16 protein-coding genes are annotated in these 15868 nt (G+C 72.9%); 3 read left to right on the forward strand and 13 right to left on the reverse strand.

What is annotated here, in order from left to right:
• Positions 1 to 36: 36 nt before the first annotated feature.
• Positions 37 to 726, reverse strand: coding sequence for a hypothetical protein (locus ACK8N7_RS16340; RefSeq protein WP_403217031.1), 690 nt, complete (start codon positions 724 to 726; stop codon positions 37 to 39).
• A gap of 34 nt (positions 727 to 760) precedes the next feature.
• Positions 761 to 1195: a helix-turn-helix domain-containing protein gene (locus ACK8N7_RS16345; protein WP_403217033.1), complete on the reverse strand. Its 435-nt coding sequence runs from the start codon at positions 1193 to 1195 to the stop codon at positions 761 to 763.
• 138 nt (positions 1196 to 1333) lie between these two features.
• Between ACK8N7_RS16345 and ACK8N7_RS16350 the strand changes: the two genes are divergently transcribed.
• A complete protein-coding gene (locus ACK8N7_RS16350; protein ID WP_500442945.1) occupies positions 1334 to 2506 on the forward strand; it encodes a hypothetical protein in 1173 nt (390 codons plus the stop codon).
• Between the two features lie 183 nt (positions 2507 to 2689).
• On the opposite strand, the gene ACK8N7_RS16355 is transcribed toward ACK8N7_RS16350, so the two are convergent.
• Positions 2690 to 3286: an HTH domain-containing protein gene (locus ACK8N7_RS16355; protein WP_500442947.1), complete on the reverse strand. Its 597-nt coding sequence runs from the start codon at positions 3284 to 3286 to the stop codon at positions 2690 to 2692.
• A 119-nt stretch (positions 3287 to 3405) separates the two neighbouring features.
• Between ACK8N7_RS16355 and ACK8N7_RS16360 the strand changes: the two genes are divergently transcribed.
• Together ACK8N7_RS16360 and ACK8N7_RS16365 are read left to right on the forward strand one after the other, a co-directional pair.
• On the forward strand, positions 3406 to 3990 hold the full coding sequence (locus ACK8N7_RS16360) for a DinB family protein (protein ID WP_403217044.1): 585 nt from the start codon (positions 3406 to 3408) through the stop codon (positions 3988 to 3990).
• Between the two features lie 116 nt (positions 3991 to 4106).
• Entirely contained in the window at positions 4107 to 5180 is a 1074-nt protein-coding gene (locus tag ACK8N7_RS16365) for a winged helix DNA-binding domain-containing protein (RefSeq protein ID WP_500445761.1), read from the forward strand.
• 1 nt (position 5181) lies between these two features.
• On the opposite strand, the gene ACK8N7_RS16370 is transcribed toward ACK8N7_RS16365, so the two are convergent.
• The 10 genes from ACK8N7_RS16370 to ACK8N7_RS16415 all read right to left on the reverse strand — a co-directional run bounded on the left by ACK8N7_RS16370 (position 5182) and on the right by ACK8N7_RS16415 (position 15835).
• On the reverse strand, positions 5182 to 5403 hold the full coding sequence (locus ACK8N7_RS16370; protein WP_500442949.1) for a hypothetical protein: 222 nt from the start codon (positions 5401 to 5403) through the stop codon (positions 5182 to 5184).
• 14 nt (positions 5404 to 5417) lie between these two features.
• Positions 5418 to 6443 (reverse strand): alpha/beta hydrolase, encoded by a 1026-nt coding sequence (locus ACK8N7_RS16375; RefSeq protein ID WP_500442951.1) that lies wholly within the window; start codon positions 6441 to 6443, stop codon positions 5418 to 5420.
• A 66-nt stretch (positions 6444 to 6509) separates the two neighbouring features.
• Entirely contained in the window at positions 6510 to 6893 is a 384-nt protein-coding gene (locus tag ACK8N7_RS16380; RefSeq protein WP_500442953.1) for an acyl-CoA carboxylase epsilon subunit, read from the reverse strand.
• Positions 6890 to 8533 (reverse strand): acyl-CoA carboxylase subunit beta, encoded by a 1644-nt coding sequence (locus ACK8N7_RS16385; RefSeq protein ID WP_403217050.1) that lies wholly within the window; start codon positions 8531 to 8533, stop codon positions 6890 to 6892. Before ACK8N7_RS16385 ends, ACK8N7_RS16380 begins: the two co-directional genes overlap by 4 nt.
• A gap of 13 nt (positions 8534 to 8546) precedes the next feature.
• Positions 8547 to 9410, reverse strand: a complete 864-nt coding sequence (locus tag ACK8N7_RS16390) for a 4'-phosphopantetheinyl transferase family protein (RefSeq protein ID WP_500442955.1) — start codon at positions 9408 to 9410, stop codon at positions 8547 to 8549.
• 69 nt (positions 9411 to 9479) lie between these two features.
• Positions 9480 to 11087, reverse strand: coding sequence for an MFS transporter (locus ACK8N7_RS16395; RefSeq protein ID WP_500442957.1), 1608 nt, complete (start codon positions 11085 to 11087; stop codon positions 9480 to 9482).
• Positions 11088 to 11157: 70 nt separating this feature from the next.
• Positions 11158 to 13632, reverse strand: coding sequence for an SDR family oxidoreductase (locus ACK8N7_RS16400; protein WP_500445762.1), 2475 nt, complete (start codon positions 13630 to 13632; stop codon positions 11158 to 11160).
• A gap of 58 nt (positions 13633 to 13690) precedes the next feature.
• Positions 13691 to 14635 (reverse strand): aromatase/cyclase, encoded by a 945-nt coding sequence (locus ACK8N7_RS16405; protein WP_319348275.1) that lies wholly within the window; start codon positions 14633 to 14635, stop codon positions 13691 to 13693.
• Positions 14636 to 14693: 58 nt separating this feature from the next.
• Complete coding sequence (fabG, locus tag ACK8N7_RS16410; protein WP_500442958.1) at positions 14694 to 15479, reverse strand: 3-oxoacyl-ACP reductase FabG; 786 nt, start codon at positions 15477 to 15479, stop codon at positions 14694 to 14696.
• Positions 15480 to 15562: 83 nt separating this feature from the next.
• The gene (locus ACK8N7_RS16415) at positions 15563 to 15835 is read right to left on the reverse strand and encodes an acyl carrier protein (protein WP_015610255.1); all 273 of its coding nucleotides are present in this window, start codon (positions 15833 to 15835) and stop codon (positions 15563 to 15565) included.
• Positions 15836 to 15868: the final 33 nt, after the last annotated feature.

Raw genomic sequence — 15868 nt, forward strand, 5'->3', positions numbered from 1 at the left:
CCGGTCACTCGTACGTACCGAACAGACCCGTCGGGTTCACTTCCCGGCGGGCGGCGTGGTCTTCCTGGCGGCGGGCTTGCGCGGGGCGGGAGCCTTCTTGGCGGGCGCGGCCTTGGCCTCGGCGGGCGCGGGCTTCGTCCCGGCGGGAGCAACCTTGGCCGGCGTGGCGGGCTTCGCGGCGGGCGCGGGCTTGACCGCCGTCGGCTTCACGGCAGCAGCCGGGTTGGGCTCGCTCTTCGTCGCGGGCTTCGGGGCGGGCGCGGCCTTCGGCTCGGCCTCCACGACGGCGGCGATCTCGACGATCTCGTCGGCCGTCTCGCCGCGCCAGGTCCGCACGGCCTGCTCGCCGTGCTCGGCGACCTTCTCGTACGTCTCCCGGGCCCGGACCGCGTACTCGGCGGCGATGCCCACGCTGCGCAGCGCCAGGTCCTGAGCACTTTCGCCCAGCTTCTTGAGGTCGGCGGCGTCGAGCGAACCGAACACCTCGGTGACCTTCGCCTGCACGGTGGCCTGGGCCTCCTTGGCCTGCGTGGTCACCTTCTCCTGCACGACCTTGGGGTCGGTGTTGCGTACGGCCTCGAACCGCTCGGGCGCCTCGGCCCGCAGCTGCTCGATCAGCGCCGGGACCTTACGCGCCTGCTGCACGGCCAGGTCGGCGGTGCCGGCGGCGAAGTAGAGGGGGGTGCGGTCGGCGAGGGTCTTACGCAGGTCATCGGTGATGGCCATGACTGTGGTCCTCCCGGATCATCAGAACCAGCTGCTAGCTGTGAGGGTTGTCGTCTTTCCTGGCATCTGCCTTGAGCGTCTCGTCCACCCCGGGCGTCTCGTCCGTCCCGTCCGGCTCGGGCACGAACCCGTTCTCGCGACGGAAGGAGTCGTAGATCTGCAGCAGGACGTTCTTCTGCCGCTCGTTGATCGACGGATCGGCCAGAATGACCGCCCGCGTCTCCAGCTCCTCCCGCTCCCGCTCGTCGAGGATTCCCGCCCGTACGTAGAGGGTCTCGGCCGAGATCCGCAGCGCCTTGGCGACCTGCTGCAGCACTTCCGCACTGGGCTTGCGCAGGCCCCGCTCGATCTGGCTGAGATACGGGTTCGACACCCCGGCGGCCTCGGCGAGCTGCCGCAGCGAGAGCTGCGCGGCACGGCGCTGCTCCCGGAGGTACTCACCGAGATTGCCGACGTTGAGTGATGCCATGACTCGATACTGCACACCCATGCTAACTATTGCAAGCACATGCTTGCAAAAGTGTCGCGTGCCACGCAGGATGCGGCTGCATGACTCTCTCCTCCCGCGTCGCCATGCCGGGCCAGGTCCGGTCCGTGGCCGCACAGGATGCGTCCGGCCGCTGTATGTGACCAGCTACGGGGTGAGCCCGCTGGAGACGGTCGTGACGATGGTGGACCTGGGGGCGCGGCGGCCTGGCAGCGCGCGTACGCCGGGACGGGGCGGCCTCAGTCCCGGCTTTCGGCGGACGGCACGCTCTGGGTCGCGTACCCACATCAGGGCGGCCGGACTCTGGAGGGCTTCCTCCCCGACGGATCCACCCACCGGAGTGTCGTCCCGGCGCGCAAGGCCGGGGAGGAGGTCAGCGCGTTCGTCCTGCTCGACGACGGGTTCTGCATCACCTGGGCCGGCGCGTCCCGCATGCTGCGGATGTCGGAGGACGGACAACCCGCTTCCCCCTCACCCCGCGTCGCCCGGTACACGTGGGAGGGCGACTGCCTGTGGTCGACGCCGATCGCACTCGGCGCCGTATCTCATCCAGGCGTGCTGGGGGTGGGGGTGGAGACCGGCTGGGAGGTACGTCCTCTGCGGCCCTGGGTGCCGGATGAAGTGGGTGTCGATCACTGGGAGCCGCTGCTGGTCTCGGGCGACAGGGTCGCGGTCAGTTTCGCCGATGCCCGGGGAGGACTCGGGAGAACCTTCTTCCTGGACCTGGCCGGTGGCGCGATCGTCTCGGCCACCTCACCCGCTCCCACGGGCCGGAAGGCGATAGCCGGTCCGGGCGAGTTCTTGATCGGGTCCCAGGGATATGGAGAGTTCACCACAGGTCGCTACGACCGTGATGGCGGCACGACAGCCCGGTGGGCCAGTCATGGCGCGATGCTCGCGGACGGCCGGGGCACCATCTGTGGCCCTGAGCTGGCGAACCACCTGCCGTCCACGTCCCGGTTCCGGCGGCTGGCGCCGGACAGCACACTCGTGGACGGGCCTCCGCTGACGGGGTACTGCACGTCCTTTCCGGCGATGGACCGCGAGGGCACCGTGGTGTTCTGGCGTGACGGCAAACTCCTCGCCGTCGACGCGGGCCTGAAGGCACACGAGTTGTTCGCGATGGATGACAGCCGGGACGCCATGGGCCGCACCCTGCTGTTGAGGGAGGGGCGCGTGGTCGTGTCACTGGGCAGCGAGGTTCTCACCTTCCACAGCCCGCTGGGACCCCTGGCAGAGGGGCCCTGGCCTTGCGGGGACGCGAATCTCCTGGGCAACCCCGTGCTGGGCTGACGCTCTCGGCCATCCATGCCGTCGCCCCCACCAACTCGCAGCCCAACGGGGCCAGTCGTGGTCCGTGGGCGGTAGCCACCTTTTTGTGGGTACTGGGCAACGGCCGGCGGCGGGCCGATCCTGGTGGAGGGCGGTCGGAGGGCTGCCGGGGCGGGGTGAGGTGAAGGAAGGGGGCTTGGTGCGTCAGGACGCCGACTGGGGTTCGGTGAGCCTCTCCAGGCGGCGGTGGCCCCAGTCCGAGAGGGCGTCCAGGAGTTCGGAGAGCTCTTGGCCGTGCGCCGTCAGGGAGTACGTCGTCCTCAGCGGCAGGACGTCGTGCACCTCCCGGTGCACCAGCCCGTCGGCCGCCATCAGCACATCACTGTCCACCTGCGGTTCCGGCCGGATCGCCGGGCGGTCGACTGCGGTGACCCGGAGGGTGTCGACGCGGTGGCGCAGCCGGGTGGGCAGGACCTGGCGGACCGTGTTCAGCGCGCGGGCCGCCGCCTCCTCGATGCCCGCGCCGGTGGTGGTCGCGATCTGGAGCGCCACCGCCAGGGCCACGGCCTGCTCGTCGTCGAAGAGGAGCGGCGGCAGCTCCGTACCCGCGTCGAGGCGGTAGCCGCCGTCCGGGCCCTTCATGGCCACGACCGGGTAGCCCAGCTCACGCAGCCGGTCCACATCGCGGCGTACGGTACGCGGGCTGACGTCCAGCCGTTCGGCCAGCAGCGCACCCGGCCAGTCCCGGCGCGCCTGGAGCAGGGAGAGCAGCGACAGCAGCCGCGCTGAAGTCTTCGGCATGACATCCATGGTGCACGGAGTAGCGGACACAACCTGTCCGCTTCTCTTGGGATGGTGGATCCGTGCCCGAGAAACGCGTACGAGCCGAGAACGCGTACGAAGCGAAAGGTCCGATCCCGATGACTTCCCCCGAGCCCACCTCACCCGCCCTCGCCCACGACGACGAGCGCGCCGACCTCCTCGCCGAGCTGGCCGACGCGCGCGGCGCCCTGATCGGTACCGTGCGGGGGCTCAGCGACGAGCAGATCGCCGAGCGGCCGACCGCCAGCGCGCTCTGCCTGGGCGGGCTGGTCAAGCACGTCGCCTCCACCGAGGAGAGCTGGCTGCGCTTCGTCGTCGAGGGCCCCTCCGCGATGTCCTTCGATCTGCCCGAGGGTGTGACCTGGGAGGACTTCGGGGCCGGTACCGCGCGCGCGTACCCGCAGTGGGCCATCGACCGGCAGAACGACTTCCAGGTGCTGCCCGGTGAGACCCTGGCCGGCATTCTCGCGCGGTACGAGGAGGTCGCCACCCGAACCGAGAAGGCCGTCGCCTCCCTCACCGACCTGTCCGTCACGCATCCGCTGCCCGAGGCGCCCTGGAACGAACCCGGAGCCGTACGCAGCGTCCGCCGCGTGCTGATCCACGTCATCGCCGAGACGACCCAGCACGCCGGGCACGCGGACATCCTCCGCGAGGCGATCGACGGGCAGACCTCGACGTGAGCCGTTCGCCCGCCGGCCGCAAGACTGCCGGCCGAGAGCCTGTCAGTCGAAAGCCCGCCGCCCGTACGCCTGTTCTCGACGGCCGCGCGCTCAACCGGGCCACGCTGGCAAGGCAGTTGCTGCTCGACCGGGCCGACCTGCCGGCTCTCGACGCCGTCTCGCACCTCTGCGGGTTGCAGGCGCAGGAGCCGCAGGAGCCTTTCACCGGGCTCTGGTCACGGCTGCGCGGGTTCCAACCGGGCACGCTCAACGGCCTGTTGACCGGACGGCACGTCGTACGGACCCACCTCATGCGCCGGACCGTGCACCTCGTCACCGCGGAGGACGTCCTCGCCTGGCGGGCCCGCCACAACGCCATGCTGCGACAGCGGGTGCTCGGGGTCTACAGCCACGAGCTCGCCGGGGTCGACCTCGACGAACTCGCGGCGGCGGGGCGGGCGGTACTGGCCGACGGCGAGCCCCGCTCCATGGCCGAGCTCGCCCGCGCGGTCGCCGACCGCTGGCCGGAGCCGGGGACGCGGCCGCTCGGCGAGATGCTCGTCGCCGGTGTCCTGCCGATGGTGCAGCTGCCGCCGCGCGGGATGTGGCGGACGAAGGCGGGGGTGCGCAACGCCCTGGTCTCCTCCTGGCTGGGGCGCGAGGTCGACCCGCTGCCCCCGGACGACGGTTCGGACCCGGTGGGGCAGGAGATCGTACGGCGCTACCTCGCGGCGTACGGGCCCGCCGCCACCGCCGACGTACGCGCCTGGTCCGGTCTCGCCGGGCTGCCGGGCGCGGTCGCCGCGCTCCGCGGGGAGCTGGTCACCTTCCGCGACGAGCGCGGCCGGGAACTGCTGGACCTCCCCGACGCGCCGCGCCCGGACGGCGACACTCCCGCGCCGGTACGGTTCCTGCCGGCGTTCGACAACGCGATCCTCGGCTACGACGACCGCACCCGGATCATCGACGACGCCGACCGGGGCCTGTCGGTCGCCGGTATCCGGGTCGTCCTGGTCGACGGCCGGGTCTCCGCGACCTGGGACGTGGAGGCGGAGACGGGCGCGGGCCCTCGCCGGGACACCGTGGCGGTCACTCCGCTGCGGCCGCTGTCCCGCGCCGAACGGACCGCTGTCGGCGAGGAGGCGCGGGAGCTGGCGGGCTTCCTCTCCGACGGCGAGAGCCATCGCGCACGGGTGGACTCGTCGGCGTAGCTCAGTCGGTCCCCCGGAATATGTGCTGGTCAGGGGCGTCCAGATCCTCCCCGGCCAGCAGGGCGGGCCGCACGGTCCCCGACGGACGCGCCGGGCGCGGGGGGCCCGCGGCCGCCCGCGGCGGATACGCCGGCGGGTCCGGTGCCAGGGGTTGCAGCGGCGGCAGCGGTTGCCGTGGTGGCCGCAGCGGGGTGGGGTCGTGGTCGAGCATGAGGTACTGCATGGCGCCTCCCGTGTTCATACGGCCGCCCCCGCAGGCCGACGCTGCGGGAGAGCCGCGTCGCGTGCGAGGAGGCACTCCTCCAGGAATCCGCAGACCCGCAGGTGGTACGTGCGGGCCGCCCAGCCGAGGCTGATGTTGTGGCCCGCGTCGGGCTGGCGGTCGACGCGCACCGGGGCCGACGCGAAGGGCCGGGTCAGGTCCGCCACCGCCTCCTCGTCGTGCCGCCACCACTGCTCCTGCTCGGCGAACGTGAACCGGACGGGGACCCGTACCCGTGCGGCGAGCTCCGGATACCGCTCCGGCCACGACGGCCCCTGCGCCGCCTCGGTCTCCGGGACCGGGGAGAGGAGCGCCTGCCCCAGCCGGAAGGCGTCCGGCGGGTAGAGACGCAGGGCGCCCCAGTGCTTGCGCCACTCGCCCTGACCGCCGGGGCCGGGGAGTTGGTGCGGGGCGACGGCGAGGCGGTTGCCGAGCCCGGAGATGTCCAGGCCGATCAGCGCGTCACCGAATGCGTCGCCGGGCGGGCCACCGGTCGGGCCACCGGACGCGTCGGCGGCCGCCAGCGCGAGCTTGCCCCCGTAGCTGTGGGCGACGAGGAACAGCCCGGCCCCGGTGGCGTACCGCGTCGAGAAGTCCGCCAGCGCGGCCCGCAGTACCGGTGCCGCGTCCTCCAGGGCCATGCCGCGGGGCAGCCGTGCGGCGGAGAGTCCGTAACCGGGGCGGTCGACGGCGAGCACGGTGTAGCCGAGCTGGGCCCCCAGGGCGAGGAGCGAGAGACCGGGGCGGGCCCGGCTGTCGAAGTAGCCGGCGCGCATGCCTCCCCCGTGCAGGGCGACGAGGACGGCACGCGGCGCCACGTCCACCGGCTCGGCGAGCAGGGCGGACAGGGTGAGGCCGGCGGCGTGCAGGGTGGTCGCGCGGATCTGCGGTACGGGGGTGGTGGGGGCGGAGACGATGGCAGGGTCGGGGCCAGTGGCTGGGGCGGGGGCCGTGGCAGTGGCTGGGGCTGGGGCGGGGGCGGTCGGCGACAGCTGGGGCATCGGAACTCCTTTCGCACGGAAGGGCGTTGGGGGAGGCGGAGGGGCGGCCCGTGGTCGGGGTCCGGCTCAGCCCGTACCGCTCCCCGACGCCCGCCAGCCGCGCGGGTCCCGGTGCGGGGCCGCCCGCTCCGGGCGCCGCCAGCCGGCCGTGCGCGAGGGGCCCGCGCAGTCGTCCCCGTACGGATGCGCTGCCGCCATCCGGCTCAGCAGGACCGCGGTCAGGGCGGCGAGGTCGGCCGCGGTGGGCTGCCCCCGCACGATCCGGAAGGTGGTGGCGGTCTCCCCGCCGGGCACGGTCAATGCGGCGGTCCCTACGCCGGGCGCGGTGACCGTGGTGGTCTCCTCGCAGTGGGCACTCACTGCGGTGGACTGTCCGCCGGGCACGGTGACTGCGGTGGCCTGGCCGCCCGACGCCCTCACTGTGGCGGTCTCCCCGCCGTACGCGCTCACTGCGGCGGGTTGCCGTGCTTGCGCGACGGCAGGTCGGCGTGTTTGTGGCGCAGCATCGCCAGCGACCGGATGATGATCCGCCGGGTCTGGCGCGGGTCGATCACGTCGTCCACCAGCCCGCGTTCGGCCGCGTAATAGGGGTGCATCAGCTCGACCTGGTACTCCTTGATCTTCTGCTGCCGCACCGCCTCCGGGTCGTCGGCGGCGTTGATCTCGCGGCGGAAGATGACGTTGGCCGCGCCCTCCGCGCCCATGACGGCGATCTCGTTCGAGGGCCAGGCGAGCGCGAGGTCGGTGCCGATGGAGCGGGAGTCCATGACGATGTACGCGCCGCCGTAGGCCTTGCGCAGGACCAGGGAGATCCGGGGGACCGTGGCGTTGCAGTACGCGTAGAGCAGCTTCGCGCCCCGCCGGATGATCCCGTTGTGCTCCTGGTCCACGCCCGGCAGGAAGCCCGGCACGTCGACCAGCGTGACCAGGGGGATGTTGAACGCGTCGCAGAACTGCACGAACCGCGCCGCCTTCTCGGAGGCGTTGATGTCGAGCACCCCCGCCGAGGAGATGGGCTGGTTCGCGACGATCCCCACGACCTCGCCGCCCATCCGGGACAGGGCGCAGACGATGTTGGTGGCCCAGGCCGGGTGCACCTCGAAGTAGTCGCCGTCGTCGACGAGTTCCTCGATCACGGTCCGGATGTCGTAGACCCGCTGCGGATCGTCGGGCACCAGCTCCAGCAGCCGGTCGGTGAGCCGGTCCGCCGGGTCGGTCGTCGGTCCGCCCGGGGGCAGGTCCCGGTTGTTGGCCGGCAGCAGCGACAGCAGGTGGCGGACGTCCTCCATGCAGGCGCGGACGTCGTCGTACGCGAAGTGCGCCACGCCGGAGGCCGACGCGTGGACATCGGCTCCGCCCAGCCCGTTCTGGGTGATCTCCTCGCCCGTCACGGACCGCACGACGTCCGGACCCGTGATGAACATCTGCGAGATCCCGCGGACCATGAAGACGAAGTCGGTCAGCGCCGGCGAGTAGGCGGCGCCGCCCGCGCACGGGCCGAGCATGACCGATATCTGCGGGATCACGCCGGACGCCTTGGTGTTGCGGAGGAAGATGCCGCCGTACCCGGCGAGCGCGGAGACGCCCTCCTGGATCCGGGCGCCCGCACCGTCGTTGAGCGAGACCAGCGGGGCCCCGGCGGCCAGGGCCATGTCCATGATCTTGTGGATCTTGGCCGCGTGCGCCTCGCCCAGCGCCCCTCCGAAGATCCGGAAGTCGTGCGCGTACAGGAAGACGGTCCGCCCGTGGACCGTGCCCCAGCCGGTGATGACCCCGTCCGTGTAGGGGCGCTTGTCCTCCAGGCCGAAGCCGGTGGCCCGGTGTCTGCGCAACGGCTCGACCTCGTTGAACGTGCCCTCGTCGAGGAGCAGGTCGATCCGTTCTCGGGCGGTCAGTTTGCCCTTGGCGTGCTGGCGCTCGGTGGCCAGCGGATCGGGGCCCTTCCTGACCTCCTCCTTGATCAGGCCGAGCTCCTCCAGGCGCTCCATGGCCGTCCAGTGGCCACGTGCGGGCGGACGGGGGGCGGTGGCCTGGGAGGTGGCGGCCTGGGGGGCAGTGGTCTCGGGGGTGGTCTTCTCGTCGGTCGACATGGGTGCACGCTCCTCAACGTGAGCTTCGGGTGATCGTGCTGCCGGAACGTGGGCTTCGGGTGACCGTGCTGCCGGGGTTCGCGCCCGGGGCGCCTTCGCCGTACGGGAGTTCGGCGGGCAGCCACCGGACGGTGACGTGGTCCGGGCGGTCGCCGGGCACCGCGATCGCCGCCGCGTGCTCCGGCCCGGCGGGCAGGTCCAGGACCGCCCAGCGGGCGGGCCTGCGACGGAGGTCGGAGCCCAGGTAGTCGGTGCGCGGGTGGCGGGACAGGCCGGTGCCCAGGGCCTTGAGGTACGCCTCCTTCCGGGTCCACAGCCGGCCGAAGTGCGCCCGGCGCTCGCCCGGCGGCGCGGCTGCCAGCTCCGCCTGCTCCCCGGGGTGCAGTGCGCGGGCGCACGCCTCGACGGTCTCCAGGGACGGCAGCCGTTCGACGTCGACCCCGATCACGCGCGGGGCGACCGCGACGGCGATCAGACCCCGGCTGTGCGCCAGGGAGAAGTGCAGGGGCGGTCCGCCGCCGGCCTGGACCACGGCGGGGCGGCCGTGCGGCCCCGCGCAGCCGGGACAGGGCTCCCGTACGAACGTGAGGGCGGAAGGCGGCCGGTCGAGGTAGCCGCCCAGCAGCTGCCGCAGCGCCGTGTGCGCGGTCGCGTAGGCGGCCCGGTCGGCAGGACGCGCGAAGGAGGCCGCGCGCCGGAGTTCGGCGGCGCTGAGTCCGGGGGGCCGGAGAGCGGTGCTGAGTCCGGGGGGCCGGGGAGCGTGGTGGTCTGCGGGCGGACGGCCGGGCAGCGGCGGGCGTACGAGCCAGACGTCCACGTGACCGGGGGCGGGACGGGTGGGGACAGGATCGGGGGCGGGGGCGTGCGCGGTGTCCATGGGTGTCCCTGGGGTCCGAGGGCCGGGGCGGGGGCGTACGTGCGGTGGGCCCGCGCTCCCCGCGGCCGGTCAGGGCGGTCCCGTACTCCGGGAGCGCAGGCCGGTGAGGGCGGTGAGCAGGCCGAGGCCGCCGACCGCGGCGACCAGGGTCAGCGCCGGGCGGCAGGCCTCGGCGAACTCGGCCGGGGCCGCCCCCGCCGGTGGCGCGGACCCGGTGATCAGCGCGGCCACGAGGGCCACCGAGAGCGCGGCGCCCACCTGCACGGCGGTCTGGTAGAGGCCGCTGCCCGCGCCCCTTTCGGCGGGCGGGAGCTGGGAGGTCGCCTGGCTGTTCAGCGCGGCGAAGGAGAGCACGAACCCGGCTCCCACCAGCAGCATCGTGGGCAGGATTCCGGTGGCGTACGCCGGTGGCCAGGGCGTGCGCAGGAGCAGCAGGTACCCGGCGAACGGGAGGAGCGCCCCGGCGGCGATCAGACGCGGTGCGCCGAAGCGGGCGACGATCCGCCCGGAGAACAGCGCGGTCACCACGAGGGGAGCGGCGGCCGGCAGGAAGGCGGCCGCGGTCCGCAGCGGGGACCAGCCCGCCAGGCTCTGGAGCTGGTGGGTCAGGACGAACAGCAGCCCCAGGTAGGAGCCGTTGAGGCAGGCCGCGCCGAGCGCCGAGCGGATCATCGCGCGGCTGCGGAGGGCTTCGAAGCGGATGAGTGGGTGGGCAGAGGCACGTTCGAGGGCGACGAAGAGGGCGAGCAGTCCTGCGGCCGGGGCCAGCAGCCCGGTCGAGCGGAGGTCGGCCCAGCCGTGCGCGGGTACGGAGGTGATGCCCTGGACCAGGGCGAGCAGGCCGGCCAGGAACGCGGCCGCGCTCGCGAAGCCGTAACGCCGGAGAGGTGGGCGGGGCGGGCGGCCCGACTGGTTGCCGGCCGTGGTGCCGGGTGGCCGGCCCGCCCCGTCGCCGGGAGTGATGCCGGGTGGCCGGCCCGCCCCGCCGCCGGGAGTGATGCCGGGTGGCCGGCCCGCCCCGCCGCCGCCCGTGCCCGGTGGCGGCCCCCCTCCGTCCTCCTCCCCCGCCCCCGGGATCAGCCGCAGCCCCAGGACGAACAGCACCAGGACCGCCGGGGCCGGGAAGGCGAATGTCAGCCGCCAGCTGAAGCCGGTCAGCCAGCCGGAGAGCAGAAGTCCTGCCGTGAATCCTCCGGCGCCGAAGAGGGTGTACACGGAGAGGGCCCGGTTTCGCTGCGGGCCCTCGGGGAAGGCGGTCGCGATGATCGCGAGCCCGGTCGGAGCGGTCAGCGCCGCGCAGAAGCCCTTCACCACCCGGGTGGCGGTGAGGAGCGAGGGGTCCTCGGCGAGGGCGCCGACCAGTGAGGCGGCGGCGAAGCCGACGAGGGCGGCAAGGTAGACCCGGCGCCGCCCCAGCAGCGCCACGGCACGGGCGCCGAACAGCATCAGGCCGCCGAAACCGACGGCGAATCCGGTGATGGTCCACTGCATCGTGGTGAGGGGCGCACCGAGGTCCGTGCCGATCGCGGGCAGCGCCACGAGCGCCACGGACACTTCGAGCGCGTCGATGAGCATGTTGCCGGCGAGCACGACCAGCAGCCCCCACATCCGGGGGCTCCAACGGGCGTGCGCCGGAGCGGGTGCGGTGTGCGAAGGGAGGAGGGGAGAGCTGGTCATGATCCGGCGGCTCCTGCGGGTCGGCAGAGGCGGAGACGGGAAAGGCGGGCAAAAGGGGGGACGGTGGGGGTCAGCCCAGCAGGGTGCCACCGCTCGCGTCGACGAACGAACCGGTGACCCAGCGGGCGTCGTCGGAGACCAGGAAGGCGATGACGTCGGCGACGTCCTCGGGTTCGCCCACCCGGTTGAAGGTGGAGAGCCCCGCCATGGCCGTGACGGCTTCCGGGATGTCGAAGACCGGGTTGCTGTTGCGGGTGATGCCGGGCGCGACGGAGTTGATGGTGATGTTGCGCGGGCCGAGGAGCTTGGCGAAGTGCAGGGCGAGCATCTCGACGGCGCCCTTGCTCATCGCGTAGGCGATCTCGTCCGGGTTGGCGAACCGGGTGAGGCCGGAGGAGATGTTCACGATCCGGCCGCCGTCGGGGATGTTGGTCAGCGCCCGCTGGATGATGAAGAAGGGCGCCTTCGCGTTCACCGCGAAGATGCGGTCGAACTGCTCGGGGGTCGTGTCCTCGGCCGCGACCCCGCCCATCACCCCGGCGTTGTTGACCAGGATGTTCAGCTCCGTGGAGCCGGTGCGCTCCTTGAGGCCCTCTTCGAGCCCGAGGAAGAGTTCGTGGACGCCGCCGGGCGCCCCCAGCTCGGCCTGGACCGCGAAGGCGCGTCCGCCGTCCTTCTCGACGCGCTCCACGGTCTCGGCCGCCGCGTCCGCGCCGGTCGCGTAGTGGACGGCGACGAGCGCCCCTTCCCGTGCCAGCCGTTCGGCGGTGGCCCGGCCCATGCCCCGGCTCGCGCCGGTGACCAGCGCCGTCTTTCCGGTGAGCTTGCCCATGTTCTCTCTCCTGACGATGTGTGACCTGGTGTGTGGGGTGGTGCGTGGGGCGTTGTGTTGTTGGGTGGGCGCGGTCTTCGAGGTGACCGGCGGGGGTGGGGAGGCCGGGGACTCCGGGGAGGGCTGCGCGCGCTGGGCGTCCCGTACGAACCAGGTGGCGAGCGCCGCTTCGAGGCCCGCTGCCGATGTACCGGCCCAGGCGACGTATCCGTCCGGCCGGACCAGGACCGCGTCCACGCCGTCGAACACCTCAGCCGGATCGCCCGGTTCCCCCGGCCCGCTCGGATCTCCCGGCCCGCCCGCCGGCCGGAACACCGTCACGGCGTCCACGCTCCGGCCGAACGGCCCGGCCACCCCCGTGAGCAGCTCCCGCCGCTCCTCCTCGTCCGCCGTCACCAGCAGCACCCCGCGGGCGCCCCGCAGCAGGGCCGCCGTATGCACGGGCGAACCCTCGGATTCGGGGCCGTACACCGAAAGGCCCCCGGACGGGCGTAGGTTGAGGGATATCGGCGGCAGCCTCCACCCCGCCGACCCGTGCGGGCCGCCGCCCGGCCGCCCCGCGTCCGTCAGCGACCCGCCGTACCGGATGTCCAGGCCGCTGACCATCCCGGCCAGCCTGGCCCGTACCGCCTCGTACGGGAGCAGCTCGCCGATCACCGAGCGCAGGCCCGTGACCTCCGGTCCGCCGAGCAGCAGCCGGGCCTGGGCGCGGATGTTGGAGAGGACCTGGCGGCCCACCTCGTACCGCTCCTCGTGGTACGAGTCCAGCAGGCGGGCCGGGGCCCGGCCGCGGGCCGCCGCCGCCAGTTTCCAGCCCAGGTTGACCGCGTCCTGGAGGCCCAGGTTGAGGGCCTGGCCACCGATCGGCATCTGGGCGTGGGCGGCGTCCCCGGCGAGGAGGACCCGGCCGTGGCGGTAGCGCCCGGCCTGCCGGGAGACATCGCCGAACGCGTTGACCCACAAGGAGGTTCCGGCCGACAGGTCCTCGCCGGTGACGTTGTGCCAGGCGTCCACGATGTCGGCGAAGCAGGCCTCGGCGGCGCGGGGCGTACGGCCGAACTCGTGGACCATCACCCGGGTGACGCCGTCGGGCCTGCGGGCCGCGATGGCCAGCCCGCGCGGCAGCCGTTCGAAGCGGCGGCCGCGGATGTCGATTCCGGCGATGTCGGCGCGGATCAGCTCCCGTTCGGCGTCGTTCCCGGGGAACGCGATGGCGGCGAGCCGGCGCACGGTGGACTCCTCGCCGTCGCACCCGACGACGTACGGGGCCGTGATCCGTACCGGCACACCGCCCGGCCCCGCCGCCTCGACCACGGCCCGGTCCGGGTGCTGTTCCAGGCCGGTGACCCGGTGGCCGCGCCGCACCTCGGCGCCGAGCCGGACGGCCCAGGCTCCGAGGACAGCTTCGGTACGGGTCTGCGGGACCTTCCACTGCCCCGGGTACGGTCCCGGCAGCCGCAGGTCCAGCGGGAGGCCGCCGAAGTGGCCCATGGGCTCGTCCGGCGGGGTTCCGATCTCGTCCAGCAGCCCGCGCTGGTCGAGGATCTCCATGGTGCGGGCGTGCAGGGTGGAGGCGCGGGACTCGGTCGTCGGGGCGCCGAGCCGGTCCAGCACGATCACGTCGGCGCCGCCGAGCCGCAGCTCCCCGGCGAGCATCAGCCCGACGGGGCCCGCGCCCACGACGACGACATCGGTGTCCATGACCGCTTCCATGTCGGCGTCCGCGGTGATGACCGCGTCCGCTTCCGTGGTGACGGGGGCCCGCACGGCGTCAGCGCCGCGCTTCGGCGTAGTCCTTGGCGTGGCCGAGAGTGGCGCGGCTGTTGGTGCTGAGCGCCGCCTTCACGTACTCCCGCGCCTGCGCGACGTCCGCCTCCGGCCCGAGGATCTTCTCGATGTTCTCGGCCCGGATGACCACGGTGTGCTGCGAGGTGGCGGCGACCCCGGTACCGGTCTCCCGGAAGGTCCAGACACCGGTGTGCAGGTTCATCAGGGCGGGCAGGGTGGTCTGCTTGTACGCGATCTTCTCGCCGTTCAGGCAGACCCGGTACGACTTCGTCGTGTGCACGGAGCCGTCCTTGGCGCGGGTGTCCATCTCCAGGGTCTGGAGGCCGGGGCTGTCCTCGGTGAGCCGGACGACCGCCACGTGCGGCAGCCGCTCCGACCAGAGCCCGGCCTCGTTGATGAAGTCGTAGGCGTCCTTGGCGGAGCCGGCGATCTCGACGGTGTCCTCGAAGGCGAAGGTCAACTCCTCCGAAGCGGTGGCCAGTTCGACGTTGGTCTTCAGGGCGGCCAGCTCGGAGAGCGAGTTGCGGTCGACGGCCTCCTCGATCCAGGCGAGCCCGGCCGGGTCGTCGTCCACGGCGGTGTAGTCGTGCTGGAGCCGGATCCGCGACTCGGTGGCGGAGAGCGGCTCGATGATCCAGGTGCCGCCCATCGTGGCGACGGGCGGGGTCGAGACCTGCTGGCGGAAGGTGATGCGCATCGCCTCGCGGTCCAGGAAGCGGCGCGAAGTCCAGTTCTTGGCCTCTCCGTTGGCCGTGGCCCAGATCCGGATGAGCTCCTCGCCCTCGGAGCGCTCGATGTGGTCGACGTAGATGGTCGGCGGGAAGATCCGCGGCCAGTTCTCGACCTCGGCGATCAGCCGGTACACCTCCGCGGCCGGGGCGGAGACCGTGATCTCGTGCTCCACCTCGCGCGGTCGGGAGTCGGTCATGCTCTTCATCTCCTCGGGGGTCGTGGAACTCAGGTCGTCTTCCGGGTGGGGGCGCGGCTCAGAAGTTGCCGAGGCCGCCGCAGACGTTGAGCGCCTGCGCGGTGATGGAGGCCGCCGTGTCGGAGGCGAGGTAGCCCACCAGGCCCGCCACCTCCTCGGGCGTGGAGTAGCGGCCGAGCGGGATCTTCGCGGTGAACTTCTGCATGATCGCGTCCTCGGACGTGTCGTACGCGGCCGCGTAGCCGGCCCGTACACGCTGCGCCATCGGCGTCTCGACGTACCCGGGGCAGACCGCGTTCACGGTGATGCCGGTGGGCGCGAGCTCGTTGCCGAGCGCCTTGGTGAAGCCGACGACGCCGTGCTTGGAGGCGGAGTAGGGGGCGCCGAGCACCACGCCCTGCTTGCCCGCCGTGGAGGCGATGTTGATGATCCGGCCGCGGTCCTTGTGGCGCATGCCGCCGGTGTTCAGGGCGGCCCGGGTCAGCCGGAAGACGCTGGTGAGGTTGGTCTCCATGACGTCGTTCCACAGCTCGTCGTCCAGGTCGGCGGTGACCCCGCCGCCGCTGCGGCCCGCGTTGTTGACGAGGACGTCGACCGTGCCGAACCGTTCCACCGCCGTCCGCACGAAGGTGTCCACGGAGTCCGGCGAGCGCACGTCGAGCACCGTGCCGTCGGCCTCCAGGCCCTCCTCGCGCAGGTACTTGACGGTGGCGGCGACGTTCTCGGCGTCACGGGCGCCGATGAAGACGCGGTGCCCCTGGGTGGCCAGCAGCCGGGCCACCGCCAGGCCGATGCCGCTTGTGGCGCCGGAGATGAGGGCGACGGGTCGGTCGTTTCCGGGCATGACTGCTCCTTCGGAGATGCGAGGGGTACGGGATGGGTTCAGGAAGTGCGGGTGCGGGCGCCGTGGAAGGTTCCGGGGGCCGGTCAGGCGGGTGCCGTCTGCCCCAGGTGCTCGTTCACGACCTCGACCATGCGGCGCGGCGTCCGCACGTCACTGACCACCGAGTCGTCCAGCGTGATGCCGTACTCGCGCTCGATCCGCCCGCACGTCTCCAGGATCGCCAGGGACTCGTACCCCAGCTCCTCGAAGTCCGCGTCGAGGATGTCGCCGTCGAAGTCGACGCTCTCGTCGGCGCCGGCCCCCTCGCGCAGGATGCGCTTGAGGCTCTCCAGGGTGAAGGTCTGGTTGTTGTCCATGTCTGCTTCCGCTTTCTCTCTCAACTGCTGGGA

The sequence above is a fragment of the Streptomyces griseobrunneus genome (assembly GCF_046713465.1).
GTDB classification, from domain to species: domain Bacteria; phylum Actinomycetota; class Actinomycetes; order Streptomycetales; family Streptomycetaceae; genus Streptomyces; species Streptomyces microflavus.